Annotated in this window: 24 protein-coding genes; 3 read left to right on the top strand and 21 right to left on the bottom strand. The window is 41.5% G+C overall.

The features are described from left to right. Window positions 1-7: 7 nt before the first annotated feature. From LQ216_RS01615 to fdhF, 8 genes are all read right to left on the bottom strand, one after another. Window positions 8-655, bottom strand: coding sequence for a hypothetical protein (locus LQ216_RS01615; protein WP_230126376.1), 648 nt, complete (start codon window positions 653-655; stop codon window positions 8-10). Between the two features lie 141 nt (window positions 656-796). Further along, the gene (locus tag LQ216_RS01610) at window positions 797-937 is read right to left on the bottom strand and encodes a hypothetical protein (protein ID WP_230126375.1); all 141 of its coding nucleotides are present in this window, start codon (window positions 935-937) and stop codon (window positions 797-799) included. Window positions 938-1,008: 71 nt separating this feature from the next. Further along, on the bottom strand, window positions 1,009-1,362 hold the full coding sequence (locus LQ216_RS01605; protein WP_230126374.1) for a hypothetical protein: 354 nt from the start codon (window positions 1,360-1,362) through the stop codon (window positions 1,009-1,011). A gap of 66 nt (window positions 1,363-1,428) precedes the next feature. Continuing rightward, window positions 1,429-2,322 carry a non-homologous end-joining DNA ligase gene (ligD, locus tag LQ216_RS01600; RefSeq protein ID WP_230126373.1) on the bottom strand — a complete coding sequence of 298 codons (894 nt, stop codon included), beginning with the start codon at window positions 2,320-2,322 and terminating at the stop codon, window positions 1,429-1,431. A 203-nt stretch (window positions 2,323-2,525) separates the two neighbouring features. Then, window positions 2,526-2,651, bottom strand: a complete 126-nt coding sequence (locus tag LQ216_RS20310) for a hypothetical protein (RefSeq protein ID WP_290369206.1) — start codon at window positions 2,649-2,651, stop codon at window positions 2,526-2,528. Window positions 2,652-2,730: 79 nt separating this feature from the next. After that, entirely contained in the window at window positions 2,731-2,955 is a 225-nt protein-coding gene (locus LQ216_RS01595; protein WP_230126372.1) for a heavy-metal-associated domain-containing protein, read from the bottom strand. A 6-nt stretch (window positions 2,956-2,961) separates the two neighbouring features. After that, entirely contained in the window at window positions 2,962-3,462 is a 501-nt protein-coding gene (locus tag LQ216_RS01590) for a DUF1641 domain-containing protein (protein ID WP_230126371.1), read from the bottom strand. After that, window positions 3,437-6,406, bottom strand: coding sequence for a formate dehydrogenase subunit alpha (gene fdhF / locus LQ216_RS01585; protein ID WP_230126370.1), 2,970 nt, complete (start codon window positions 6,404-6,406; stop codon window positions 3,437-3,439). Before fdhF ends, LQ216_RS01590 begins: the two co-directional genes overlap by 26 nt. A gap of 220 nt (window positions 6,407-6,626) precedes the next feature. Here fdhF and LQ216_RS01580 point away from each other — a divergent pair, with 220 nt between their 5' ends. After that, window positions 6,627-6,869: a hypothetical protein gene (locus LQ216_RS01580; protein ID WP_230126369.1), complete on the top strand. Its 243-nt coding sequence runs from the start codon at window positions 6,627-6,629 to the stop codon at window positions 6,867-6,869. A gap of 40 nt (window positions 6,870-6,909) precedes the next feature. Here the strand turns inward: LQ216_RS01580 and LQ216_RS01575 are convergent, their stop codons facing one another. After that, the gene (locus tag LQ216_RS01575) at window positions 6,910-7,665 is read right to left on the bottom strand and encodes an NRDE family protein (protein ID WP_230126368.1); all 756 of its coding nucleotides are present in this window, start codon (window positions 7,663-7,665) and stop codon (window positions 6,910-6,912) included. Between the two features lie 153 nt (window positions 7,666-7,818). Between LQ216_RS01575 and LQ216_RS01570 the strand changes: the two genes are divergently transcribed. Both LQ216_RS01570 and LQ216_RS01565 read left to right on the top strand, forming a co-directional pair. Then, window positions 7,819-8,073, top strand: a complete 255-nt coding sequence (locus LQ216_RS01570) for a DUF2533 family protein (RefSeq protein WP_230126367.1) — start codon at window positions 7,819-7,821, stop codon at window positions 8,071-8,073. A gap of 77 nt (window positions 8,074-8,150) precedes the next feature. After that, on the top strand, window positions 8,151-8,912 hold the full coding sequence (locus LQ216_RS01565; protein ID WP_230126366.1) for a hypothetical protein: 762 nt from the start codon (window positions 8,151-8,153) through the stop codon (window positions 8,910-8,912). 83 nt (window positions 8,913-8,995) lie between these two features. Here LQ216_RS01565 and LQ216_RS01560 read toward each other — a convergent pair whose 3' ends face one another. From LQ216_RS01560 to LQ216_RS01505, 12 genes are all read right to left on the bottom strand, one after another. After that, a complete protein-coding gene (locus LQ216_RS01560; protein WP_230126365.1) occupies window positions 8,996-13,342 on the bottom strand; it encodes an alpha-amylase family glycosyl hydrolase in 4,347 nt (1,448 codons plus the stop codon). Between the two features lie 291 nt (window positions 13,343-13,633). Then, window positions 13,634-13,975 carry a hypothetical protein gene (locus tag LQ216_RS01555; protein WP_230126364.1) on the bottom strand — a complete coding sequence of 114 codons (342 nt, stop codon included), beginning with the start codon at window positions 13,973-13,975 and terminating at the stop codon, window positions 13,634-13,636. A 626-nt stretch (window positions 13,976-14,601) separates the two neighbouring features. After that, entirely contained in the window at window positions 14,602-14,901 is a 300-nt protein-coding gene (locus LQ216_RS01550) for a hypothetical protein (RefSeq protein WP_230126363.1), read from the bottom strand. 234 nt (window positions 14,902-15,135) lie between these two features. After that, on the bottom strand, window positions 15,136-15,777 hold the full coding sequence (locus tag LQ216_RS01545) for an NAD(P)-dependent oxidoreductase (protein WP_230126362.1): 642 nt from the start codon (window positions 15,775-15,777) through the stop codon (window positions 15,136-15,138). A 26-nt stretch (window positions 15,778-15,803) separates the two neighbouring features. After that, window positions 15,804-16,670, bottom strand: a complete 867-nt coding sequence (locus LQ216_RS01540) for a VOC family protein (protein ID WP_230126361.1) — start codon at window positions 16,668-16,670, stop codon at window positions 15,804-15,806. A gap of 101 nt (window positions 16,671-16,771) precedes the next feature. Beyond that, a complete protein-coding gene (locus LQ216_RS01535; RefSeq protein WP_230126360.1) occupies window positions 16,772-17,848 on the bottom strand; it encodes a Ger(x)C family spore germination C-terminal domain-containing protein in 1,077 nt (358 codons plus the stop codon). Between the two features lies 1 nt (window position 17,849). Beyond that, complete coding sequence (locus LQ216_RS01530) at window positions 17,850-18,968, bottom strand: GerAB/ArcD/ProY family transporter (RefSeq protein ID WP_230126359.1); 1,119 nt, start codon at window positions 18,966-18,968, stop codon at window positions 17,850-17,852. A 1-nt stretch (window position 18,969) separates the two neighbouring features. Further along, a complete protein-coding gene (locus tag LQ216_RS01525) occupies window positions 18,970-20,442 on the bottom strand; it encodes a spore germination protein (RefSeq protein WP_230126358.1) in 1,473 nt (490 codons plus the stop codon). A gap of 234 nt (window positions 20,443-20,676) precedes the next feature. Beyond that, a complete protein-coding gene (shc, locus tag LQ216_RS01520) occupies window positions 20,677-22,563 on the bottom strand; it encodes a squalene--hopene cyclase (protein WP_230126357.1) in 1,887 nt (628 codons plus the stop codon). A 292-nt stretch (window positions 22,564-22,855) separates the two neighbouring features. Continuing rightward, a complete protein-coding gene (locus tag LQ216_RS01515; protein ID WP_230126356.1) occupies window positions 22,856-23,851 on the bottom strand; it encodes an LLM class flavin-dependent oxidoreductase in 996 nt (331 codons plus the stop codon). Between the two features lie 149 nt (window positions 23,852-24,000). After that, a complete protein-coding gene (locus tag LQ216_RS01510; RefSeq protein ID WP_230126355.1) occupies window positions 24,001-24,093 on the bottom strand; it encodes a YjcZ family sporulation protein in 93 nt (30 codons plus the stop codon). Between the two features lie 104 nt (window positions 24,094-24,197). Beyond that, window positions 24,198-25,445 (bottom strand): glutamate-5-semialdehyde dehydrogenase, encoded by a 1,248-nt coding sequence (locus tag LQ216_RS01505; protein ID WP_230126354.1) that lies wholly within the window; start codon window positions 25,443-25,445, stop codon window positions 24,198-24,200. Window positions 25,446-25,451 lie beyond the last annotated feature (6 nt).

The following is a 25,451-nucleotide window of genomic DNA, read 5'->3' as shown; positions in this document are numbered from 1 at the left end:
TTTGAAATCATTGAATATCCATTTCACTCATTGAATCCATGTGGCTGGCAATCATCGCGATAATCGTGGTTGCTTCTTCCTTACTAAAAATGAAGTTGGTTTCGTCTTTTATCAAGTCTTCATCATCCGTCCAAATCCGGTTGATCCGCTTGAGAACGCCATCACCTGTTTCCTGGATGACCCCGAATTGATAAGTAACCTCTACTTCATTTTCTTCTAAATAAGCTGTCACTTCAGGGGTTTCCCATTCTACATCGATCTCTTCTAGAAGCTGAATGTCTCCGCTCTCATCCAGATCATGTAAATCCTCTTCATCCACATAACCATCTTCGTTCAAGCCCTCATCGTTCACATAGTCGTGTAAGCTCTCATGGACTGCATCAACGATATCCTCTATATCAGATAGGACTACCTTGCTAACGTGACCAAGATCAGGTTCAAAAGATTCCATATAGAATTCTTCATTATGCGGGTCAAAGAATAAGGTAGTAAAATACTCTCGTTCATCCTCTTCCCCTTCTGTGAAGAATTCGATTCTCGGATGTTTTGCACCCCGTTCAATCAACATCCCGCCGTTTTGGTCGTATTTATCACAGATGGATTCAAGGCTATCTTGTAATTCCCCGCATACTCGGTCAAACCATTCTAAAGACATGCGCACATCCCATCCTTTCAAGGTTATCGCCTTTATTATTACCCTACAGGAGGCATACTTCACGTTCCATTTGGTGGAAACGCTTTTTGTGTATAGGATGTAATAACATTCGGTCGAAAAGGAATAATCGGTGTTAGGCATTTAAAAAAATGTCTTTATTATTTCTTCATAATTATCACATGTCATGCAGCGATATTTGATCTCTAACGCGTCTTCTTTTGCAAAATGAATCGTCTCTTTCTTGCATTTTTCACAAAACTTATTTACCTGTGCTTCAACCATTAACAGCGACTCCTTTATTAAAGGTTTTTCATATTTTACCCATATGAAAAAAACTTATGGATCCGGCCCATTTATTTATTAATTTTTCGTTTAAAGATAAATTCCTGCGTCTGTTCGTCGTCATGGTGCTTTATTAAATAGGTCGTTACGAGTTCCCAGCCGTATGCCCCCAATTTATTCAGTTCATGCTCGGATGGGGCAATAGATTTGATATACTCCCATTGAATTTCGCTTATTTTAAGGTTTCTCAGTCTCATTAGTTCATTTTTGTTCCATTCCTCTTGTTCTTTTTTACTTTGTGTCTTTCTCTCCTGAATTTGCTTTTCAAACAGCAATTTTTTCGGTTTAGCACATTTTGGACAAGTATTATCGATAAAAGTCACTAATCTTTTGCAATGAAAACAAACATTTGTCTCATTATCCATTTCCATCACCTCTTATGAAAAAGATATTCCCGAGGCTTAGATAATAAGTCCTTTATCATTATGTTTTTAATGTTTCTTTATAAATAAAAGGATTTCATCAAGGTTTTGAGGTGTCTTTTTTGTAGTGATCATAGAAAACAGATCGCCTTTTTCACGGATTCGTTCGCTTATATTTACTATCGAGAAGTCAGTCGGATGGAAGCCGACTTGTACTTCCTCCCATGTGACAGGTGTGGCGACTGTGGCTTGTGGTTTTCCTCTGGACGAATAAACGGCTGGCATTGTTCTGCCTTTCCACAGTTGTAAGTAGTCAAAATAAACCTTGTTTTCTCTTTTTTCAACAGCTCTTTCTAACGTTAAAGCGCTAGGCATCTTCTCAACTAAATATTCAGCGATAAATTTATTTATTTTTCTTGTTTCTTCAAATGGATACTCTGAGGCGATAGGAATGAAAATTTGCATACCGGTTGAACCTGAGGTCCTGGGAACAGAAGTGAGCCCCAAGGATCCTAGTACATCCTTCAGTTTCAGTGCGATCTCTAGTACAAGATCGAAATGTTCATCATCAGGAGGATCTAAATCGAACACCATTTCCAATGGATAATTAGGTTTTTGATAAGTATCAAACGGAACATGAAATTCCAAAGCACCATAGTTTGCTGCCCATACCAATGTCGCTTTATCATTTAATAAAATCCGCTGCTTCTCTTTATAATACGAGTTGCTAACCCAATCTGGCGCACTGCTTGGAAGGGAGCGTTTTTCAATTCTCTTCCCATCGATGCCATGGGGATAGATCCAGATCATTAACAGCCTGTTTTTTGCATGCTCGAGGAGAAAAGGAGCAACATTCAGCAGATATTGTATGTAGTCGATTTTATTAATACCTGCTTCTTCCCAAATCATTATGTCTGGGTTGGTTATACTTATCTTTTTTCCTTCAATGATCAATTTTTCCATCTTGCACCCCCTTCCTTCCTCTAGTTTCAGTGGAATGCGCTAAATATGTAGCAAAAGGGAACTACCAGTATATAGCGAATTATTTCAAACATAAAAGCATGCATTTCTGCATGCTTTCTCACCTCAATACTTACTCAGTTTCGAACAGTGCTGCCGGTTTTTAGTGATTAGAAGTAGGCTCCTGCAACAATTCAGTCCTAAGCTTATTCTAATGGCTCTAAATACCTGTCAGTTTGGCAGGTTTCACAAATATGCAAATGAGAGATCCCCACCAGTTCCTCGGTTCCATTCATGTCTTCCTCCCTGCCGCATACTTCACATTTTCTCATTAGCAGACACCTCATTTCATATCAGTTATCTTCAAAATATCATCTTAAAGCGGCTGGCAAACCTCTTAAACAAGATCGGTTATCGTTCGTTTGATCCGGTGCCCACTTCATAGCCTGTATCAAGAAGTGCACGCTCAAAATCTTGTAACGAGGCCATTCGATTATCATAAGTAAAGGTTGCTTGATTACGCTTAAGGTCCACTTCTGCCCTTCCAATCCCCCACACATCCAGCAGGGCATTCAGCACTTTATCAGCGTCATCCTGGTGTTGCATATTTTTAACGACAACAACCGCTTCTTCCAATACCATTCATCCTTTCTGTTTCTCTCTGTTCTCTAAGAATACTTCACCCATTCCTTCGAGAAAATCAACCATGGTTGTCATAGCAGCTCTGATTTCCGGACTTCGCAGCCGCCTTCTCATTGTCCAAATCGTTTGTTTCTTCCCTTTTTCCCCCGTTTTGGAAAGACGTTTTAAACCATTTCCGAGTCCGTCTAGAATCGTATTCAGCTGGTCGGGCTGAAGGGTTCCGAGAAACCCGACAGCGCCCATTCCATTTTTAATGATATTGTGCATGCCAGGCTGGTTAATTTGTTGAATGGCAATTGCTGCAACCTCGGTGCGTTGGTCTAAAAGAGCATGGGCCGTTTCCAGGACTCTCATGTCATTAAGCCCTTTTAAAATGGAAAGGCTCTTCATAATCGCTTCCCGGTTTTCTGCTAATTCCTTTAAGATATCTGCTACTGCTTCAGCCTGTTCTTCCTGTTGATTAGGTACTTCTTTATTAATTTGCCTGATCGCTTTCGCCATACTCATCCCCCCTTATCTCAAACAGTTCATCGATCTGTTTAAAATCTTCCCGTTTCCATTTTTCTTCGACCCTGACACTGATTTGCGGAATCCGGTTTCCAAAGCGGTGATTCTCCTTTGGAAGCGGCCGTTCCCCTTCACTTTCAATCACTTCCAGCTTCACACTCATCTCTTTATAGCTCGGTGTATGGGTGATCAGATCGTGGTAGCTGCTTGTCAGGCTGTTTACAGCCTCAATATCCCTTCTCGAATTCATTGGGAGGTAAAGCTCATTGCCTTTGACCCGGTCTGTCACAAGCACGCGAACCTCGACGTAACCATATGGGGACGTCAACCCGACGAGCGCCCCGTCTTCGAGATTCCGTTCTTTCGCTAGTTGTAATGAAACCTCGAGCCACGGATTAGGCACCTTATGGGTAAGCCCTTCTGATTTGTATGTCATATTTCCTTCATGGAAATGCTCAAGCAGGCGTCCATTGTTCAAATGCAAGTCATATTCTTCTCCGACTTCTACCGGAGGGGTCCAGTCGACCGGGATCAGCTTTGCTTTGCCATCTGCAAAAGCGAATTTTTCCGTATAAAGCAGAGGTGTATCCTGACCATCTGGTTCAACCGGCCAGACCAGACTGTTCCAGCCGTCCAAACGATCATAGCTGACACCGGCAAAAAGCGGGGCAAGGCTCGCCGCTTCATCCATAATTTCAGAAGGATGCTGATAATTCCAGTTCGCTCCAAGGCGATTGGCCACCAGCTGAAAGATTTCCCAATCTGGTTTTGAATCACCCAGCGGTTCAAACACTTTATGGAATCGTTGGATCCTGCGTTCAGTGTTTACGAATGTTCCATCTTTTTCAAGGCTTGGCGCCGCGGGCAATACCACGTCGGCAAACTGGGCGGTCCTGCTGAAGAAAATGTCCTGGACCACAAAGAAATCAAGCATTTCGAATGCAGCATGAACATGATTGATATTGGAATCTACGATTGCCATTTCTTCGCCGAATAAGTACATCGCTTTTATATTTCCTTTATGAATGCCTTCGACCATCTGATGGTTGTTATAGCCCGGTTCTTCTGGAAGGGATACGCCCCAAGCTTTTTCATAGCGCTCCCGCACGCGCGGATCCTGTACGGCTTCATAACCGGGGAACCAGGCAGGCATTGTCCCGAAATCACAGGCACCCTGGACATTATTGTGGCCCCTTAATGGATAGGCGCCGGTGCCTGTGCGGCCATAATTTCCGGTAATCAGCAAAAGGTTGGAGATGGCAGTGCTCGTATCTGTTGCCCCTGTATGCTGGGTAACCCCCATTGCCCACAAAATGCACGTACCCTTTGAATCATGAATCATCGTTGCGATCGTAATTAATTCATCGCTCGTGAGCCCAGTTTTCTCCTCAGCATATTCGAGGGTGAACTTTTCAAGGCTTTTGGAGAATTCCACAAACCCGTTGACGCGGCTCTCAATAAACTGCTGATCATGCCAGCCCTGGTCAAGAATATACTTTGTAAGCGCATTGAGCCAAATAAGGTCGGTGCTTGGTTTCGGATGAATCAGTACATCCGCACGCTGGGCCAGTTCATGCTCCCTAATGTCCGCAACAATAAGCTTTTGACCATGTAATTTATGGGCCCTCTTTACACGGGTGGCCAAGACGGGATGAGACTCCGCAGGATTTGCGCCGACAACAATCACGAGGTCTGCTGCCATAATATCCTCCATCGTCCCTGAATCTCCTCCGAGCCCAACCGTTCTTAAAAGCGCTGCTGTAGCAGGGGATTGGCAATACCGGGAGCAATTGTCTACATTGTTTGATTCCATAATGCTTCTGGCGAACTTCTGGAATAAAAAGTTCTCTTCATTAGAGCACTTGGACGAGGCAATGTAGCCGATGGACTGCGGCCCGTGTTCTTCTTTAACTTTGCCAAGCTTGCTTGCAATTAAATCAAGCGCTTCGTCCCAGGTCGCTTCGACAAATTCATCACCCTGACGAATTAACGGCTTCGTCAACCGCTCCTCGCTGTTCACAAAATCCCAGCCCCATTTTCCTTTTACACAGGTGGAAATCCCATTGACCGGAGCTTCATGTGTTGGCTGTATTCTCAGGATATCGCGGTCTTTGGTCCACACTTCAAAGCTGCAACCGACCCCGCAGTAGGTACAAACCGTTTTGGTGCGTTTGATTTTTGCCTTTCTCATGGAGGCCTCTACCTCTGAGATGGCGAAAATTTCCTTGTAACCAGGTTCCACTTCTTTCGTTAAATCGATCATCGGAGCGAGTATTTTTGGAGGAATGCCTGTTAAAAAGCCCGCTTCGCCAAGCATCGATTTTTCCATTAATGCATTGCATGGGCATACATTCACACAATGTCCGCAAGAAACACAGGATGACTCATCAATCGGAACGTCATTATCCCAAATAACCCGCGGCGCCTCTCGATTCCAGTCAATCGTAAGCGTTTCATTCACCTGCAAATCCTGGCATGCTTCGACACATCTGCCACAAAGGATGCACTGGTCCGGCTCGTAACGGTAAAAAGGGTGGGAATTATCTGGCGGATAGGGCTTTGCTTCAAATGGATAGGCCTGATGTTCAAGTTCCATGTATTCCACAGTATTATGGACCTTACAATCTCCATTATTGTTATCACAGACCGTACAGTACAGCTCATGGTTTTTCAGAATGCGCGACATCGCTTCGTATTGTGCGTCCTTTACAGTCTGGGAAGCAATGTCAACCATCATCCCTTCCTCAACCTTTGTGGCACAGGCACGCACCATCTGACCATTCGCATTGACAAAGCAAGTATCACAGGTTTGGATCGTACCGAGATCGGGGTGGTAACAAATACTTGGGACGAACAAATCCTCCGATTTGGCTACATCGAGAATGGTCTGGCCATGCTCTGCCTGATATTTTTTTCCGTTGATTTCAATCGAAAACATTACTGTGCTGCCTCCTTTTACATATAAGGTACGAAAGGTAATTTCCCGCTATCTTTCTAGCATTGCCAATAAAAACAATATTAATAAAAGTCCGGAAAATACTTCCCTATTTACACATAGGTATAACTTTTACTTTTAAGAGAGAAATTATTAGACATAGAAATACTTAATCAGTGGAGAATTGAAAGTAAATGGTTGAAAAATGAAGGGAGCTGGAAAGTTGGATAAAGAAGCATTGTTTCAAAGAATAACAACGATGATTATGTCTTCAACAAAGTCGCCTAAATATATGTCTATTTCAACAGTGAAGATCGCTGATATTTTTGGAGTTCGACCAAGCGAAATTGAAGAAGGCTTAGAGGAATTGGTGGATACAGGGCGTTTGTTAAGAATGAAAATGCAGGAGCCTCCCGAGAACGAGATATATCAACTGCCTGGAGTAACTACCAATCGCATTCATTAAAAAAACATATGCAGATCGCATATGTTCACTCTTTCTCATGTTATAACTTCATGATAAATTCCTTGTCGTTCATCTCATGTTTCCTAAAGACTCGTTCCTTATAGAAGATTTCTTCGTCAGTCATCATCAAAACAGTTGAGCTGCGCGTGCCATAGTCTTCACTTTTGATGAACAAGGGTGAGAGAATCCTCTCCCAATCCATGGAAATTCCTGTGTTTGGGAGAATTTCGTTCGGCGCTGGATCATTCTGTTGGAGAAGTGCAAAAAGCTGCTCATCCATGGTCTCGCCATTTTGGTTAATGATTGTGGTTAAGCCTTCTTTACCAAGCTTTACCTTTGGCCAGTCCGTATTTAATAAATGATTGCTAACCCCATAAATTCCTGGCTCTAACTTATGAAGTGTATTCTCAACATTTGAATAGTGATAAAGCTCATTAGCATCCCCGGCTAACATGTTGTAGCCTGGGTACACCTCTCGATGCGCTGCTATTTTTTGCATATAATCTGAAGGTTGCATAGTTCCTTTCAGGTAATCTGCCACCAACTCTCCGCGTGAACGTTTTCCTTCTGTTATCTCCTTTGGATCCCGATAATTCGTTAGCGCCGCAAACTGCCCGGCTGCTGTCACTCCCATCCATGTCCCCATTTTTTCTAAATCCCGGCCTGCGAGTATATGGGGCTGATCCTCCCAGAAATGGGCCGGAGCTGTCGGTCGCCCGTAAAATTCATCCCGATTGGCGGCAACGATTAGCTTATACGTTGGATGTGTTTTATAAGCAAATAGGATTAAACACACGGTTTATCACAACTTTTCATTTAAATTTATTCTAGTATTATTCTACCTCAATTATTGAAGTTATGTATCATGCACAGGCTTTTCCTCTTAACGAAGTGAAGATAAACTGGTAAGATGTTTAATAAGATTTGCTTTAAATTTAGGAGTGACAAAATGAGCGTACATAAAGACCTTGCCATGCATGCGAAGAAACAGAATGAGATTTACAATCAATTTTCGGCTTTAGATCAGGAACGTGAATCCTATATCGAGGAAGCAGTGTCCTTGTGTAAACAAAGCCGTCCGTTTACGATCGAAAAGATAAATAAAGTGACGGACATGATCAACCGTCTGCCAAGATTAAGGGTTATCCCCGATCGTAAAAATGTAACAGCTGAAATGATCGAGGACTATGTAAAGACATTATAAATATGTAATGGAAGCTGTGAAGCATTTTAGATCACAGCTTTTCTTAATTTTGTATAACTGGCTGGGAGGCCAAAGCTATGTCAGACCAAGACTTACGGATAGAAGATTTTTTAGCATCAATCGCCGGGTTGCCTTACAATACAAACCTAACTAAGCAACAATTGCTGTCAAAACAATTTTTAATCGAACAGCACGGGGATTTGACGATGTATTTCTCGCCCCATAATGAGTATGTGAACCGGGAGGCCCGGATCGTAATAGTCGGAATCACACCAGGATGGACACAAATGAAAACGGCCTTTGAGCAGGCTGTTAGAAGTATGCGCCGAGGAAAGTCTCCGGAAACGCTATTTAAAGAAGCGAAAACAGCGGCAAGCTTTTCGGGTGCGATGAGAACCCACTTAATTTCCATGTTAACTGAATGCGGAGTGGCAAGAGCGTTACAGCTTGAAAACGCTGAAGCATTGTTTCATGAAAAAAGGGATCTATTGCATACTACATCGATTATAAAATATCCGGTCTTTTATCATCATAAAAATTATACCGGCCACCAGCCTAAAGTAGACCAATCCTCACTCTTGCGCCATTATGCCTATGAGGTTTTTCCAAAAGAAATCGAAGAGCTTCATCACAGTCCGCTCATCATTCCATTAGGAAAATCGGTTGAACAAGTTATCCGTACGCTAATTGATGATAGAAAGCTCTCAGGGCTAACTTGCCTGTTTGGTTTTCCCCACCCTTCCGGTGCAAATGGTCATCGGAAAAAGCAATTTTCAAACCAATTAGGCTCTATGAAATCAATCATTGATAAATGTGCGCAAACTGTATCTCTTCCATAAAGAAAACACCTGCAATGAATTCGTCGGTTTTAACGAACCAATACAGGTGTTTTTCTTCGTCCATTAATAGCTAACTAATTTGCTTATTTCTTAATAATCGACAGCTTTATATCCTTTGTATTTTTGCTAATGGCACCGCCGTCATTTTTGAAAATCGTTGCTTTATTTTCTTCGGAAGGTTCGATATGAATGTTTAGTTCATTATTGCCATTTTTCAATGTTACGGCATGTGTGAAGGACATATCGTCATGAACCTTGACACTCTCTCCGTTAATGGTTAGTACTCCTTCTTTAATCGCATTTCCTTTTAATAAAATCGTATCTGTTGTAACGGTTTGCCCGTCATTGTGTGAGGTTATCATCACAGGCTGATCAATCCAGCGCTGGATGTTATCCTGAATGACCATTTTATTGCCGCCCTGATTAGATACGACGATACTCATATCGGTACCCTGTGCACCATACCCGTAATAGCTGATATCGTCATCATTCGGATTGCCTGGTGTATGGTCAGCCAGCCCTTCTTTATCCCAGGAGCCGTCTTTTACATATTTGTAGGTTAGCACTTCACCTTCCTGCGCCTCGATCGTATATTCAAAATCATTGGTGACCGCACCATTTCTTGTCATTTCCCAGGCTCCGGTATTCCAACCGTTTTTGCTGCCTGGTATGGTAATCTTTGTATCCTGAGGTGTATAGTCTGGTGCATGTACCTTGAATGTTACTTCAACCGTTACCAAATCAGGCATAATACTCACCTTATCGGAAGTAACGTAATTACCAAATTGATCATAAACGAGCACTTCATAAACGTATGTCTGTCCATTTGTGACATTCATATCTTTGTAGCTTGATTGGGTAGTGTTAAACAACCTTTCAATAATTTTCCCATCGCGAACAATCGCAATCATGTACGGATCGGTTGCTTCTTGCATCTTCCAGGATAGGTTGACCTGGCCGGATTCCTGAGGAGGCTCTTTAAGCGTTACACTTTCTGCAGGCGGGCTTGTGTCCTCACCTTTTGAATAAGTAACGGTCTTTGTTTCGCTTACTGCCCAGTTCCGTCCAAGATCAGTTGAAAACATATATTTATATTGATAATCGCCGGCTGTTAACGGCAAGAAACCTGATGTAAAAACATTATACTTCGCCTTTTGGTCTGTATATTGCGCAGGATAAGCGGACCAATCTGTTTCCCCTGGTGCTTTAACATGAAGCTGTGCAATAAGGCCTTCCGCCAAGCCGCTATCAGTTTCTCCATCGATAAAGATTTCTCCATTTATGTTTTGTTGTTGGGACAAATCTATTGTTCCGTTAATAAGGGTGGAGACGTTTTCGATATCATAGTTGCCGTTTGTGAGTTTAACATGTGGAATCGCCGCTTTTTCTATTTCTGTTATTGTTGATTCATTATTGCCTTTATCTACTGCGGTTACCGCAAAATAGTATTTACGGCCATTGTCTAACCCATCGATCGTCACATTGTTTTTCGTAGTGGTAGCAACTTGTTTATACAATGCACCGCTTATCGTGGTTTGATAGACATTATATGATTTGGCATCGCCTTTCCATTGCAGTTTGACGGTATGGGTTCCTTCTTGGGCTGAAAGTTGTTTCACCGCTGAAGGACGCTTCAGATTTTGCCCTTTTTGCGAAACGAGCATCCGCCCACTCATTGCTGGGACTGTGATTTTTAATTTACCGTTTTCTGTTTTGACTTTGTATTTTTTGTTAAGTTGATCCTCAAAGTTAACGTCATTCACTAAAAGATCTTTCGTATCCAGCTCAATCATTTGGTCGTTGTTTCCGCGATTGGTTGCTATAATGGCAGCGTTCTTTTTATCGGTGCGTGCATAGACCATCACGTCATCTTTGCTATAAAGGGTTTTTAGATCTCCGTAGGCAAATAGATCGCTGTGCTGCTTTCTGATCTTCCCAACGCTCTGATAGTGTTTGATTAAAGCTTGATTTTCCTTGCCCCACGGGTATGTGCGACGGTCATCCGGATCTTTGGAGCCCGTTGCCCCGGCTTCATCTCCATAATAGATAGTTGGCGCACCAGGATAACCCATTTGAAGGATGGCCGCTAGCTTCAAACGTTTAATGCCAAGAATGTGGTCATATTTGCTGTCATGCTCTGCCCGTTCGTAGGAATCGGTTCCGTTACCCAATATGAATGTGGCACGCGGTGTATCATGTGAACCCATTAAGTTCATGAGGGCCTGGAACGATTCTGCCGGGTAATCTTCCTGGACGGCATTAAGTGCATCAGAAGCTCCTTGGGCATTGCCGTTTTTTAAATAATCGATCATCGCTCCGCGGAATCGGTAGTTCATTACCGAGTCATAAAGGTCACCAAGAAAATACTCAGAAGCATCATCCCAAATTTCACCAAGAATTAACGGATCAATCTTTTTGCCTTTCTTCAGCTCTTTACGGAACTCTCGCCAAAATTCAGGGTCGACTTCGTTGGCTACATCCAATCTCCAGCCGGACGCACCACGCTTTAGCCAGCTTTTTGCTGCCGAATCGTCCTCATACATAATATAATCCGCGAAAGGTCGGTTATTTAACTCAGAATTGTAATCCACTGCTTTACCAGGGATGGACTTGATCTCCGGCAGGGAATCATATCCCCACCAGGCTTGATATTTATATACACCATTTACTTTTTCGTTTTCGATATTGAACCAGGTATGGAATCCATATGGACTGAATTGCTGCCCCTGGTTCTTGAGATCTTCCTCTACTTGCAGTTTGGCATCTTTCTCGGACGTTCCTTTATTTACAAGGTCATAAACGCGTGACCAATATTCGTAAGCTCCGACCGTTTTATATTTGCCGTAGCGGTCGAAATAAATCGAATCGTCCCCGACATGATTGAATACTCCATCCAATATTAAGTGCATGCCACGTTTTTTTAGTTCCTTAGTAAATTCATTAAATTCCTCTGGCGAACCAAACATCGGATCCATCGCCTTATAATCGGTCGCATCATATTTATGGTTAGAAGCTGCATGGTTGATAGGGTTCAGGTAGAGCGTATTGACACCGAGCGATTCGATATAATCCAGCTTTTTCTGAATGCCGGCAATATCTCCACCATAAAAGTCGTTGCTCCAAATGCCGTCTCCATCGTATCCTTCCCTATCTATTAGGCGGGGATTATCAGGCAGCTCATTCCAGTCTTGCTGCTCAATCGGTTCAGGCCCGCGGGATGTATTTTTCGCTTTGTCGTTTTTTTTGTTTCCGTTAAAAAACCGATCAGGGAAAATTTGATAGACGACGGCTTCTTTCATCCAGTCTGGTGTTTTGTATTGTGGATCATAAACTGTCATCTGGAAGAGGCCGGCGTTTGAATCAACCGCTGTTCCTGTGTTTCCTTCTTGAGGATCTTCGCCATATTCTTTCATATGGTCCCCGTCACGAGCAATGAATTTATACCCATAAACCCCTTTTTCATCAGGGGTCACATTAGCCTCCCAAAACTCAACATCGGAATCATCAAGGTTGGCCCAGCCGCTGTAATCCATATCAATTGATTTGGTGTTCCCTGTGTTATAGTTTTTAAGCTGAACTTTAGCAGCTGACAAATCACCCTTTTTCGCTCGAAGCCGCAGTTTTACTTTGTCCCCTGTCTTTACGGCACCGAACGGATAGCGATAGAGCTTTTCCCATGTGTTGTGATAGAGTTTATCACCTTGCACCGAACCATCCGGCAATCCGGCATCATAATCAGTGGATACCGCCTTTGTGCCATGATTATAGAAAAACGTGATTTCTGTATTTTTTAGGATATTTAATGTAAAGTTTTCTTGAGGATAGGTCGGCTTTTCCCAGCTGTTTCCAAGAACAATTTTAAATTCGTGTTTCCCTTTTGGCACTTCCACCCTATAAGTATAAATATTATCATTGTCATCATCGCTCAAAAATGCAGTCGATTCTTCAGGAGACCATTCCGGGCCCGCATTGATGTAAGGCTGGATATCACCGACAATACGCGGCAGTTCATCTTTTGGTAGCGGCATTAGTACCGTTACAATATGGGTTGTATCATCATAAATAAAGGTCAAGTTCGTCTCCTTTTCAATGGTTAGTTTATAATTCGCTCCGTTTCTTTCACCGTCAGCTCCATAGTTTTCATCCCATGAACCGTTGATAGCAATTTTATATTCATATGTTCCTGCAGGCATTGTCCCTGACAATTTATAACGGCCGTTTTCCTCCTTCACCATCTGTGTGCCAGGATCAGCAGGATCCCAGTCCTTTACGGCACTCAACTCGCTTTGGAGATCACCCACCAATGTTACCGTTTTCTCTTCTGCGTTAACTTTTAATGTACTGGAATGACTGTTCAAAGAATTGTTAGTAAGCGTTTGCAAAAATAGTGAAATAATAAAGATGATTACCACGCCCTTTTTTACTCTCATACTTAGATTCTCCCATCCCTTGTTTATAGTGAAATCTTTTGCACAAAAAAGTAAATTGCTTACATTTCTATTATTATTTCACAGCAAATAGAGAGTGGAAATAGGCAAAATGTATGGTATTCAACCCGATTAATTAAGGCTAGCGTATCTTTAAAAATTGAATAAATGGTCTGATGTTTCCCTTCCTTGAAACCAATTAAAGTCATGAAAAAAAACGGCTTTTTTTCTGCCGTTTCTGAGAAGGGGAGCCCTGTCCATTCAATGGGAACTTATATTATTAACATATCTAGGTTATTGAACGGATGCATATGGTGTTGCATCTTCTTCTTTTCCTTTCACCTTATCAATTTTATCAACGAACATTTGGAAAACCTTCTTCTTTTCTTCGAGATCTCGTATTTCTTCTTTCAGCTGGTTAAATCTTTGTTCAAACGGCTTATGATAGAGTTCACGAATGTTTCGGATAATTTCATCATTTACGGTTGACTGGACGACCTGTTTCGTAATGCTGAATTTATAGGAATAAACTTGAAGTTCACATTTTATTTCCTCGTATTCTTTATCGATCTCTTTTAATAAGTCACAAATTTCGTCTCTCCACTCTTCTAACGACTTTCTAACATGTGCCTCCATGTTTCATCTCCCTTTTCATTTCATTATGTATCTCAAATAAAAAGTTTTTCTCATCATTTTACCAAGCCATTTTTTCAATTTCTTTTCCTTAAAGTTACATATCAGATACTTTTTATTAAATAGTCATGACAGACGGAATTTAGGTTCTGTTAATTAGGCATATTTACGACTTTTCCTCCGTATACATGTAACAGGGAAACGTAAGTCTTTACTTTCTTGGAGAAGCCGGAGGAATGAACTTCACTAACGTACTGGAGGCGAATGAGAATTAACCCAGAAGTTATGATTCAGTTTCTCATGCTCATAGTGATGATCATCACACTGGCTGTAAAAGATAAGTAAAACTTAGAGAAAGCGAGTACCTCCTATAAAGGTGAGTGCTCGTTTTTCTATTTCATGAGCTTTCTTTACTCCTTATTAAATACGATTCGGAGAGATGTTTTTCCTTTGTGTTTTACAGATTAAATTTAGCGGAGGCCTGCGATATTTACACAAAAAGAGAAACCCATCAAAAAATGAGTTTCTCTAAAAAAGATAATGATCAAATTATTATATTTTGAACTTGCGATGGTGCTCTGCATATCCTCTGCTAAATCGGATAAAGACTGTGCAGAAGATGAAAATATCTAGTGAGTATTGTCTTTTGCAACCGAAACAGGTGAACCGGTAGATGTATGTTCGATCACCCATTCACGGGTGGTGTCAGAAACATCCGACCAGTTTGGGATTTTATCACGATTATCCTGCATCCAATTCATACAAAATTGCGGATCGATGTTCTCCTGCTCGCATCGTGTTAAAAAGGACTGAACGTTCGTTTGATTACAGTTTTGCCAAGTACCGCAGGTTGCCCGCAAAATATCTTCCATTTTATTCACTACAGAAGAATCGGTTGAAAAATCGTTAAATTCATTTTGATTACGCATATGATTTCCCTCCAGATTTGAATTTTGCATCGTTATAAAAGATACATATTCAGTATGTCCAGAGTGATTAAAACCATGTAGCTTATTTCCAATTAGAGGGAGTTCTATGTCCGTTACCTAAATTAAGAACTAATAGTAGTTTTAATATTCTTATGTTTATCGAACGAGAGACGAGTAACTAAATGGGGAAAAACAAAAAGGCTAAGACAAAATGTAAAGTCTTAGCCTTGGATGTTATTCATGTTCAGAAACAACGGTGAAGCGTTCATTTACATGCTGCGGATTTTCGATTTCATCCAGAACTGCAATCGCGAAATCAGCATAGCTTACATAACTTTCCCCTTTGGCGTTTACGAGTAAGTGATCATTCCCTTTTTGATAGGAACCGGTTCTTTTTCCATCCGGGTCAAAAACGGCGGATGGGCTTAAAAAAGTCCATTTGATGGAGTCCGTCGCCTGTAATATCTCCAGATTTTTTGCCTGGTTTTCAGACGTAGGGATCACGAAATCAGGGAAATCCGGTGTTTCAAATAAACGTGTAGTTTTCGCTTCATCCACATACAGACTGCCTGCGCCGCCTACCACGATCAATCTCGTATCAGGCGCATCCTTTAAAGCATTAATTAATATATTTCCGGAATCCACATGAAGATGCTCTTGCCCCATAGGAGCACCGAATGCATTCACGACGACATTAAAATCTGCTAAATCGCTGGAGCTAAGATCAAATATGTCCGATTCCAAAACCGATACATTTTGCTCAGTAATCTTAGAAGCATTTCGCACAACAGCGGTAACTTCATGTCCTCTCTTCAATGCTTCCTGCATAATTAGGGTTCCTGCTTTACCGCTTGCGCCAATTACACCAATTTTCATGATTTCTCCTCCAGTACTAATTAAATTTATTTATCTCCATAAACCAATAATTGAATATGGTTTCCAGAAGGGTCTTTTGTAAGCGCTGTACCATTTTCTTGCGTCACCCATTCCCCCATTTGCTGAAGCTGTTGAACAGCATTTTGTCTTGCCTCTTCTGTAGGGAGAACTAACGTATACAATTTAAGGCCAACCGTGTTTTGTGTGGGCGCAGGCGCTCCAGTACTATGCCATGTATTCAAGCCGATATGGTGATGATAGCCGCCCGATGATACAAAACGGGCACTTTGGCCGTATTTACTGTTTACAAGGTCAAAACCTAGTCCTTCACAATAAAATTTCTCCGCTTTGTCTAAATCCGATACCTGCAAATGGATATGCCCCATTACCGTACCGCTCGGAAGACCGGTCCAGCTTTCTCCTTTCGCTTCTGCTAGTAAGCCTTCACCGTCTAGTGCTTCTGTTGTCATAACAATTTCCTTATCTTCCCATGTCCATGATTCAGATGGCCGGTCCATGTAAATTTCAATTCCATGACCGTCAGGGTCGGCTAAATAGATCGCTTCGCTGACAAGATGGTCGGAAGCTCCTTGCGGAGGATAGCCTGTTTGCAGTAAGTGAAGAAGGACTTTTGCTAAATCAGAACGCTCTGGTACTAAAATCGCAAAGTGGTATAAGCCTGTTCTATTCCGTTCCTTAGCTGCAACGTTTTCAGGCTGTTCAATTGTGAGTAATGGCGTTTGGCCATCCGTGGTGAGCACTGCTTTTCCCCCGCTCTGCTGAAGGACTTTCATTCCGATCGTTTCTTGATAGAAGGAAAGGGACCGTTTTAAATCTTGAACGATAAGATGAACAGAGCCGACATAAGTAATTGGTTTTTGATGGAATTTCATAAGAATACCTCTTTTCATAGTTACTTTATGTAAGTGAGTATATATTTATAAGTTATAGCCGTCAAGTTATTCATTCGTTATTAAAGTTTGAATCTCCCAATTTAAATAGAAAAAGGTTTTAATTCAAGATGGCATTCTGCTTTAATTCTTATTTTTTTCCAGTCATTTAACCATTCATCCTTACTCAGTGGAGCTGTAAAGGGATGACCGGCTTCTGTACCAATTTCAAGCGGATCTACTTTCAGACTTTGCATTTTCTGTACTAAATCGACAATATGTTTATTTAAATACTCTTCAATTCTATGATCCAGCTTGTTGTATTCATTTTGGTCCATTAGGCTTAGATCACCGCGGTACTCATCAACCCTTGCACGTATATGGACCGTAATTGTAAGGGTTGAATTGTCTTGATTCAAATTCTTTTGGACCGTTGAACGCACTTGACCTAAAGAAAGGGATAATGACGGGATAGGCAGGTTTCTTAAATAATAATCATTTGCAATCAATTGGAAAATTTGATCTTCCATCTTATTTGTCTTTCCCTTTAATTTATCATCCTGGAAAAGACCTGTTCCAGTGTATGTGAAATTCTTTTTGTCTGCCTTGAAGACAGGCAACACCGGATCAGAGTATGGCGAGTAATACCTTTCCATGAATTGATGCAGATTGACAATGGTCATTTCACCCTGGTTTCTTCGCTCATAGTGTCTAAGCATCCGGTACAGATTATAATCGAGATTTTTTTCTTTTTTTGCTTGATTTTTCAAATAATCCTCAAAATTGCCTTCCGCTACTACAAGATAAAGTCGCGGCGAAACATCCGGATCAGAGATGATCGTGCTGATTAACGATACTACCTCCTCTTCTGCCAGTCTTTCATTGATAAATATCATGCGGAGCTGTCCGAGTTTCAATTCCCTGAAATATCTTAAATTAAAGTTCTTTCTTCCTTGTTTTAACAAATCAACTTCAAAGTTAAATAAGCTCTTTTTCTCCTCGGTTACGGGTGGCACAAGTGTACTCATCTTTATTTTTCCATCATTTCCTTTATTGAATGACCAGAATGTTATAGGAGCGATCTCTTCAACGGTGTTATCTTCAACAAATGGAGAGCATCCGGCATTTAATAAGAGCGTGCTGATTGAAATAGCTAATGCTGCTTTTCTATAAAAATGCATTTCAAGCATTCCTTCCTTTAAGTTTAGTAACCGTCAATAAAAAAGCAGGGATTATTAAGTAGGTAAATGCCCCCAGCAACACCTGAAGGCCGGGCCAAGCATTCCACTCTTTTTCTTCATGCCAAAACCAGGAATTAATGACGACCATAAATGCAAAGATGACGGCATAACTGCTGATCAGACCAATCCTTGAGGTCTGTTCACCCGCTCTGCCTGCAACAATCCGAACACCTCCATAAAAAAGTAACAACAAAAGCGAAATGCTAAAAACAAAGTGAAACATATGCATAGAAATCAAGATGAGATCAATTCGTTCAAAAGCGGACGTTTGCAAATACCGTGTCATATTCAAGACAGGAAAATGAACTTTATTTAAGTAAGATGGCCCAAAAAATAATAAAGTAGCAATAAACAAGATCAAATATTCAACGACTGATAACAGATTTGCAATCATTAAAGGTTTTAACAATTTCTGTTTCTGGCCAAGCCACGGAAGCAAACCTATCAAATATTCGGGTCCTGCCAGCGAAGACCAAACCATCAAAAGCCCCTTCCAGGAAATCATCGATCCTGATGTCGGAATAATAGGATATAAATGATGAAGTGAAGCATGAGGCGGAAGATAAAAAGGAATGTAACAGATAATGATCCAGATGGTAGCGAAAAACGCAATAATCCCAAACCGGATCGTCTTCTCCATTCCCTGTGAAGAAATGTAAAAGCTGACCAATAAAATAACAAGGATCAACAATCCGGTGTTCATTGAAGGAAATATTAAGTGATGAACGATTTCGACATATCCGAGAGTAATCGTAGTGACTTTGATCAAAATGAATAAAAGGCCCAAAAATGTAAAAATGCGGACCACTCTTTTGCCGAACAGCTCTATAAAACCTTCGTATCCTTTTTCGGCCATGGGTGAAGCGAGCCATTTTGCTAAAATGAATAGATTAATTTGCGAGATGAGTCCGATAATAACAATGCCAATTATCATCGAAGGATACATCAAATGCTTAGGGATAAGTAAGATAAAATAAAGCATTTGCATCCGGTTGACCATCGATAAAACATAGCCGCCACCGAAGCTAGCGGATTTGTCAAAAAAAGATATGGCTGCCATGCTATTTCCTCCTTTGGCTAAATCGCCATTTTTGGACAGGACGTAAAAATTCAGGCCGAGTTTTTAACCATGGTAATGGAGCGCGTATGACAAAATCTTTCCAATCTTTTATTTGCAATGGGGCGAGCGGAGCAAGAAAGGGCTGTTTTAAGGATGTTAATCCATTCAAATGAGCAATTAACAATATTTCCCCGAACACGATTCCCACTATTCCTAAGAAAGAAGCCAAAACGAGAAAGATAAATTGAATAATGGTGTTTGTTTTACTAATTAAATAATTGGGAACTAAAAATGTGGAAATTGCCGAAATGCCTACTAAAACAATTAATATTTTGCTTGCAAACCCGGCTTCAACGGCTGCCTGTCCGATCACAATGCCTCCAATGACTCCGAGTGTCTGACTTGTTTTGGTTGGCATTCGCAAGCTTGCCTCTTTCATAACCTCCAGAGTGAGTAACATGAGAAAGCCTTCCCAAAATGGAGAAAACGGCAATTTACTTCTGGATTCCATCAACACAAAAAGAAGCTGCAAGGGAATCATTTGATAATGATGAGTCGTCAATGCAACATAGAAAGGGATCAGCGTGATGGAGACCCAAAAACCTGCCATCCGCAGCGAACGCAGAAAACTGGCAACTACCCATTTATGAATATAATCCTCGGACGATTGAAAAAAGTGAAAAAAAGTAACAGGAGCAATTAACACGAAGGGCGTATTATTAACCATGATTACAATCTTCCCCAAACCCAAATTATAGGCTGTTTGATCAGGCCGGTCCGTTTGCTGAAACTGAGGAAAAACACTATGAATATGATCTTCCAAGAACGCTCCAAGATTAGATGATTCAAGAATAAGATCATAATTGACTTTGGCTATTTTTTTTCTGGCAATCGAAATGATTTCAGGATTGGCTATACCCTCTATGTACATGAGGATCACAGTTGTTTTAGTCAGAGAGCCAACTGTAAATGTCTCGGTTTTTAGTTCGGCTATCGGCAGTCTCCTTCGAAGCATGTTGATATTTCTTTCTATTTGTTCAGTGAAACTATCTTTCGGCCCGTATAGGATCGTTTCTGTTTCAGAACTTTCAATCGATCGGCCTAATGGGTTTTCTAGTGGCACAGACAACCATTTTTTTTGTACAGAGTCGTATATAAGACAAAAGCCAGTCAAAAGAGCGTTTTTTGCTTCCTCTAAAGTAGTGATTTTCGTTATTTTGGATGAAATAATACATTTCAGAACATTGCCATCTGAACAGTGTGTAAGCGGTTCAATAATCGTTTCGTTTAAACGTTCTAGATCTGTTAAGGTTCTTATGAAGATAAGTGTTACTGGTAGATTATTTATCGATTGAAAATCAATTATTTCTGCATCAGCCATATTCGCTGTTATCCGTTTTAATGATTCTACTGATAAATCCAATTGCTCCGTCTCAAGGGAGTGAATTTTCCTCGGTTTCTTTTTCCAAAACAAAATCTCCACCACCTAAAGTAATATTTGAAAGTAGTGTTAGATATCGATTCTGTTTTTATTCTGCTCAAGTTAACCTTTATTTAATTAAAGTGAATAACAAACAGGCCACACTAAGGCAGCCTACTTTTTCTAGTTTCTACATCATTGATTTAATTTTGTTAATCATTTGATGTGGCGGATGTTTTCAATCACTTTTTAAGTGAGTAAGCTCTATTCGGATACGTTCCTTTAAGATCATCCGTATTTCGCATTATAATGACTGAGACAGAGTAAAGGATAGATGTACTCATAACTATGATAATGAATATAGAAAAAACCGGCCATCCCTTGACCTGCCGGGTAAGAAGACGTCCAATTCGATTGTTCAGATCGTTTCTTGAGATATGAAATGCCTTTCTCAATCTCAGAAGTGGGTTTAGGGGAAATGGCGATTAGCGCATCGACTGCCCAGGCAGTCTGGGTTAAGGTGCTCGTGCCCAATGGTACATATGTTTTTTTAATATCGCTGTAGCAGGATTCTCCCCAGCCCCCGTCTTGGTTCTGGATGCTTTTCAGCCATTCTGAAGCTTTTTTTACAGCATCATCGTTGGCAGGAAAACCTGTTGCCATAAGTCCGGTCAAGGCTGACCATGTCCCGTATAGATAACAGATCCCCCATCTTCCGTACCAGGAACCGTTTTGTTTCTGCTTACTAAGGAGTTGCTTCACAGCACGTTTTATTCTCTTATCCGGCAGTTTAAGATTGGCGTAATTTCCTAGAAACTCAATGGTTCTTCCGGTCAAATCAGGGGTTGACGGGTCGGTGAGGATGTATTCTGCTCCTTCGACCGGCAGCAGATGCAGCAGCTTGTTATCTACGTTTCTTTCAAAAGCGGGATATCCACCATCATCATTTTGCATGGAAAACGTATATGAAAGCCCTCTGTTCCAGGCATCTTGCTTATCAGGAGTTGTTTGTAAATATCGGAACAAAGCGCGTAATGAAGCAGTCGTGTCATCGACATCCGGATTGATGGTGTTTTTGTCTGAGAAGCCCCATCCGCCTGGAAGTGTATGAGGATTATGGATGATCCAGTCCCCGTATTTATATTGCTGGCGTGATAGCAAATATCGGTTGGCCCCCAAAACAGTCTCATCATCCATTGGGATGCCTGACTCTTGGAGGGCATAGCTAATTAAGGATGTATTCCAAACATTGGCTGTCGTGTATTGAATATGTGTGTGCCCATTTATCTGGCAAGACATTGTCGTAAGTCCTTCTACAGCCTTTGTAATGGTCGCATCTTTTTTTGAATAGCCAAGTGACAGCAAAGCAAAAATCATATAAAAGGTGGAACTGAAATAATTGTACAAAGTGCCGTCCGCTTCCAATCTATCAAACAAATACCGTCTCACCGCGTCTGTCGCCATCGAGCGTAAGTACCAAGGAAAACCAAGTAAAGATTTGACCGCTTTTTCGACTGTTGAAGCAAATCGGCGGTTTTCATCACTTCGTAATTCCTCCCATGGTTGTTCTTCGTTTCTATTGTATTTCGAAGTATATAAGTCTTCAATACTAGGAGTGGAAGCAAATTTGATTTGAAACTTTTTATGGCCGAGCAATAGAATCGGGAGCAGGTTTGACCGGCCGAATACAGACAAATCATAGATGCTGATGATGGAGGACGGCGGCAGCAAAACTACCTCGAGAGGGATAGGGAAAATAACAGGCCAAGAATACTGGCCGGTCATCGCAAGCATAAATTTTGTATACATGCTTGCTTTCCTTATCCCTCCTTTAGATCGGATGAATGTTCGTGCTTTCCTCAGATTTCCATCGTTTTTGTTTCGCAGACCGGAAAAGAGAATCGCGTAATAAACCTCAATGGTCAGTGATAAATTCCCATCCTTCTCATCCGCAAACGACTTCCATGCTCCATTCGCTTCTTGCTTGCTTTCAAGTCTTTCGACAAGGGATGTAATCAGTGCTTCATTTTCTATTTCCAAAACTTTAAGCAAAATGATCATATAGGCATCGGTAATCACGCCGGTTTCAAAAGGATAATTCCAAGAACCATCCGTTGACTGCTCTTTTTTTAATATGCCGACAATCCGGTCAATGTCTTGCTGCACCTCAAGCATGTATATCCACTCCCTTAATAAAAAACTGCTTCCTGATATATTTATTCGCAGATAATTTTTGCATTCAAAAAGGTTAGGATTTTACAGTAAAAAGCAGCTTACCTATGATAGTAAGCTGCTTGGATTATCGATGGTATGTCGTTAAAATCCGTGAAACACTTTCAACCGGTTGCTATCTGAGCTTCGCTTAAATGACGATATTTTTCGCTTAAGTCCGCAAATTTTTGCTTAAATGCTGATACTTTCCGCTTAAATCACTCATGATTTCGCGCGAATGAAAATGGTTGCCCAACTATAGAAGTTCATCCGCGATTAATTGATAGGAACGTAGTCGGTCCTCATAGGATGGCGTGATTGTCACGATCATGATCTCATCGGCCTGATATTGGTTCTGTAATGCAATCAACTGTTGTTTCACTTCGGCCGGGTTGCCGACTACCACTTTCTTTTTCGATTCGACCAGCATGTCTTGCTCTTCAGCGCTAAATGAGTACTGTCTTGCCTCCTCCAAAGAAGGAATTCCTTTATTTCCTTCGGGCTTCTCCAGCTGTATTTTCCATAAATGGTTGGTTAAGGCCAGTTCCTCCGCTCGTTCACTTGTTTCGGCACAAATAACCGATGCGGTAATGATTGTTTTTGGTTCTTTTAACGATGCCGTCGGCTGGAAATCATGTTTATATCTGTCAACAATCTTTTTTCCATCTTTGTCACTCATAAATTCCCCAAAGGCATAGGCTACTCCATGAGTAGCCGCCAGAATCGCACTTTTCTCACTTGTTCCGAGAAGCCAAGGTACAGGCGTAACCGGAGGAAGGGGTGCAGCGGATACTTTTGAAAACATATGGTCTGCTGGGAAATCGTTATGTAAAAAATGCAGCAGTTCCTTAAAAGTTTCCGGCATTTTTCGGATACCTTCCAAAAAGTTATCGGAAAGAGCCATCGTGGCCTCTGCAGATCCTCCCGGTGCCCGGCCAATGCCCAAATCAATCCGGCCGGGAAACAAGGTTGCAAGCATATTAAAGGTTTCGGCTACCTTGTATGGCTTATAGTGTGGCAGCAAAACAGCGCCTGAGCCGATTCGGATCTTTTCTGTGTTCGCTCCGATAAACCCAAGCATGACTTCAGGTGTTGAACAGGCAAGCCCCGACAGGTCATGGTGTTCCGCGATCCAATAGCGGGTGTAGCCCAATTTCTCCCCGATCTGCGCCAGCTTTAAGGATTCCTGTAATGCCCGCCTTGCTGTAGCATTCGAAAGAATTGGAGACTGATCTAAAATACTTAATTTCAAAATAGGTTCCTACTTTCTTTATGGCACACTTCATACCTTGCATTATAACGCTCAGGAAAAACGGATTCAATCGATGGGATTTTCCAAATAAAAAAAGCCTGCTAATGGCATTTCACCAAATAACAGGACTCCTAAATTTCATTTAATTATTAGTATACATAAGCAGCTCCAACAATGATCAATAAGATGAATAAGATAACGAGCAACACAAAGCCAACATTATCGTTTTTATCGTAATCCATATAAGTCACTCTCCTTTTAAACTGTCGATGATTTCCCTTATCACAGAGAACACTGTGTATCCTATGTACGACATGTTTGAAAGGACAGCCTATTTTAAAACCGTTTACGCCCGAATTTGACCCTGTCCATAGATGAAAAATTTGCTCGAGGTTAAGGCATGAAGCCCCATTGGCCCGCGGGCATGAAGTTTCTGCGTACTAATCCCGATTTCAGCCCCATATCCAAATTCGAAGCCATCCGTAAAGCGGGTTGAGGCGTTATGATAGACGGCAGCGGCATCTACATTGGTTAAAAACATTTCCGCATGGCTCTTGTTATTCGTGATAATCGCTTCGGAATGCTTGGTACCGTATTGATTAATATGATTGATTGCTTGCTGTATACTTTGGACGATTTTTACGCTGACGGTTAAATCCAAGTATTCTTTGTACCAGTCCTCTTCTGTCGCTTGTTTTGCCTGCGGGAAATTCCCGCACACGATATCATCGCCATATAATTCAACATGGTGTTCATGAAGGGATGTTAACAAATCTTTCCCGTGAAGGTCAAACCACTTTTCGTCTACAAGGATTGTTTCTATCGCATTGCAAACACTTGGACGCTGCGTCTTGCCATTGATCACGATACGTTCGGCCATGTTTGGTTCGGCTGATTCATCGATGTAGATATGACAGTTGCCCGCCCCTGTTTCCAATACCGGAACCGTCGACTCCCTCACGACCGTATCGATCAGGTTTTTTCCTCCTCTTGGAATCAGGACGTCCAGATATTGGTTTAAGGTAAATAACTCTTTTGCCGTTTCCCTGCTTGTATCCTCGATTAGCTGTACGACTTCCACCGGGATTGAGGTTTTTTCCAGCGCACGGTGAATCGATTGGACGAGGACCTGGTTAGAATGGATGGCTGAAGAACTTCCCCTTAATAAAACCGCGTTCCCTGTTTTCAGTGCTAGTGTTGCTGCATCGATCGTGACGTTCGGCCTTGCTTCGTAAATCATACCGATGACACCGATAGGGACTCTTTTCTTTTCGATCAACAAGCCGTTCTCTTTTTGAATCGTTTCGAGTATTTCCCCAATCGGGTCATCGAGATTAACCAAAAGCCGGACCGCATCGGCCATATCACTGATTCGTTTATCATTTAAGAGGATTCGGTCTAATATGGATTCTGAAAGCCCTGCCTGGCTCCCCACTTCGAGATCCTTCCTATTTTCCTCGAGTATCCTATTTTGGTCGATTAACAGTTGCTCAGCAATTTTAAGCAGTGCTTCATTTTTTTCTTCGGTCGTCTTTCCGATCATGGAATAGCTGGCCAACTTCGCTTCATGGCCTTTTCTCATAACCTCGCTCATTGCTTA

It is taken from the genome of Bacillus sp. CECT 9360 (genome assembly GCF_918741275.1).
Lineage (GTDB): Bacteria > Bacillota > Bacilli > Bacillales > DSM-1321 > Peribacillus.
Note: the sequence above shows the minus strand (reverse complement) of the source record. Positions and strands in the feature narration are given on the sequence as shown.

Coding starts and splice junctions, on each gene's coding strand:
- LQ216_RS01550 (WP_230126363.1), bottom strand. CDS start 14,901: ATGCGTAATCAAAATGAATTTAACGATTTTTCAACCGATTCTTCTGTA.
- LQ216_RS01610 (WP_230126375.1), bottom strand. CDS start 937: ATGGTTGAAGCACAGGTAAATAAGTTTTGTGAAAAATGCAAGAAAGAG.
- ligD (WP_230126373.1), bottom strand. CDS start 2,322: ATGGAAAAATTGATCATTGAAGGAAAAAAGATAAGTATAACCAACCCA.
- LQ216_RS01565 (WP_230126366.1), top strand. CDS start 8,151: ATGTCAGACCAAGACTTACGGATAGAAGATTTTTTAGCATCAATCGCC.
- shc (WP_230126357.1), bottom strand. CDS start 22,563: ATGCTTGAGGTGCAGCAAGACATTGACCGGATTGTCGGCATATTAAAA.
- LQ216_RS01615 (WP_230126376.1), bottom strand. CDS start 655: ATGTCTTTAGAATGGTTTGACCGAGTATGCGGGGAATTACAAGATAGC.
- LQ216_RS01605 (WP_230126374.1), bottom strand. CDS start 1,362: ATGGATAATGAGACAAATGTTTGTTTTCATTGCAAAAGATTAGTGACT.
- LQ216_RS01560 (WP_230126365.1), bottom strand. CDS start 13,342: ATGAGAGTAAAAAAGGGCGTGGTAATCATCTTTATTATTTCACTATTT.
- LQ216_RS20310 (WP_290369206.1), bottom strand. CDS start 2,651: ATGAGAAAATGTGAAGTATGCGGCAGGGAGGAAGACATGAATGGAACC.
- LQ216_RS01530 (WP_230126359.1), bottom strand. CDS start 18,968: ATGGCAGCCATATCTTTTTTTGACAAATCCGCTAGCTTCGGTGGCGGC.
- LQ216_RS01545 (WP_230126362.1), bottom strand. CDS start 15,777: ATGAAAATTGGTGTAATTGGCGCAAGCGGTAAAGCAGGAACCCTAATT.
- LQ216_RS01570 (WP_230126367.1), top strand. CDS start 7,819: ATGAGCGTACATAAAGACCTTGCCATGCATGCGAAGAAACAGAATGAG.
- LQ216_RS01510 (WP_230126355.1), bottom strand. CDS start 24,093: ATGGATTACGATAAAAACGATAATGTTGGCTTTGTGTTGCTCGTTATC.
- LQ216_RS01555 (WP_230126364.1), bottom strand. CDS start 13,975: ATGGAGGCACATGTTAGAAAGTCGTTAGAAGAGTGGAGAGACGAAATT.
- fdhF (WP_230126370.1), bottom strand. CDS start 6,406: ATGTTTTCGATTGAAATCAACGGAAAAAAATATCAGGCAGAGCATGGC.
- LQ216_RS01535 (WP_230126360.1), bottom strand. CDS start 17,848: ATGCATTTTTATAGAAAAGCAGCATTAGCTATTTCAATCAGCACGCTC.
- LQ216_RS01540 (WP_230126361.1), bottom strand. CDS start 16,670: ATGAAATTCCATCAAAAACCAATTACTTATGTCGGCTCTGTTCATCTT.
- LQ216_RS01505 (WP_230126354.1), bottom strand. CDS start 25,445: ATGAGCGAGGTTATGAGAAAAGGCCATGAAGCGAAGTTGGCCAGCTAT.
- LQ216_RS01590 (WP_230126371.1), bottom strand. CDS start 3,462: ATGGCGAAAGCGATCAGGCAAATTAATAAAGAAGTACCTAATCAACAG.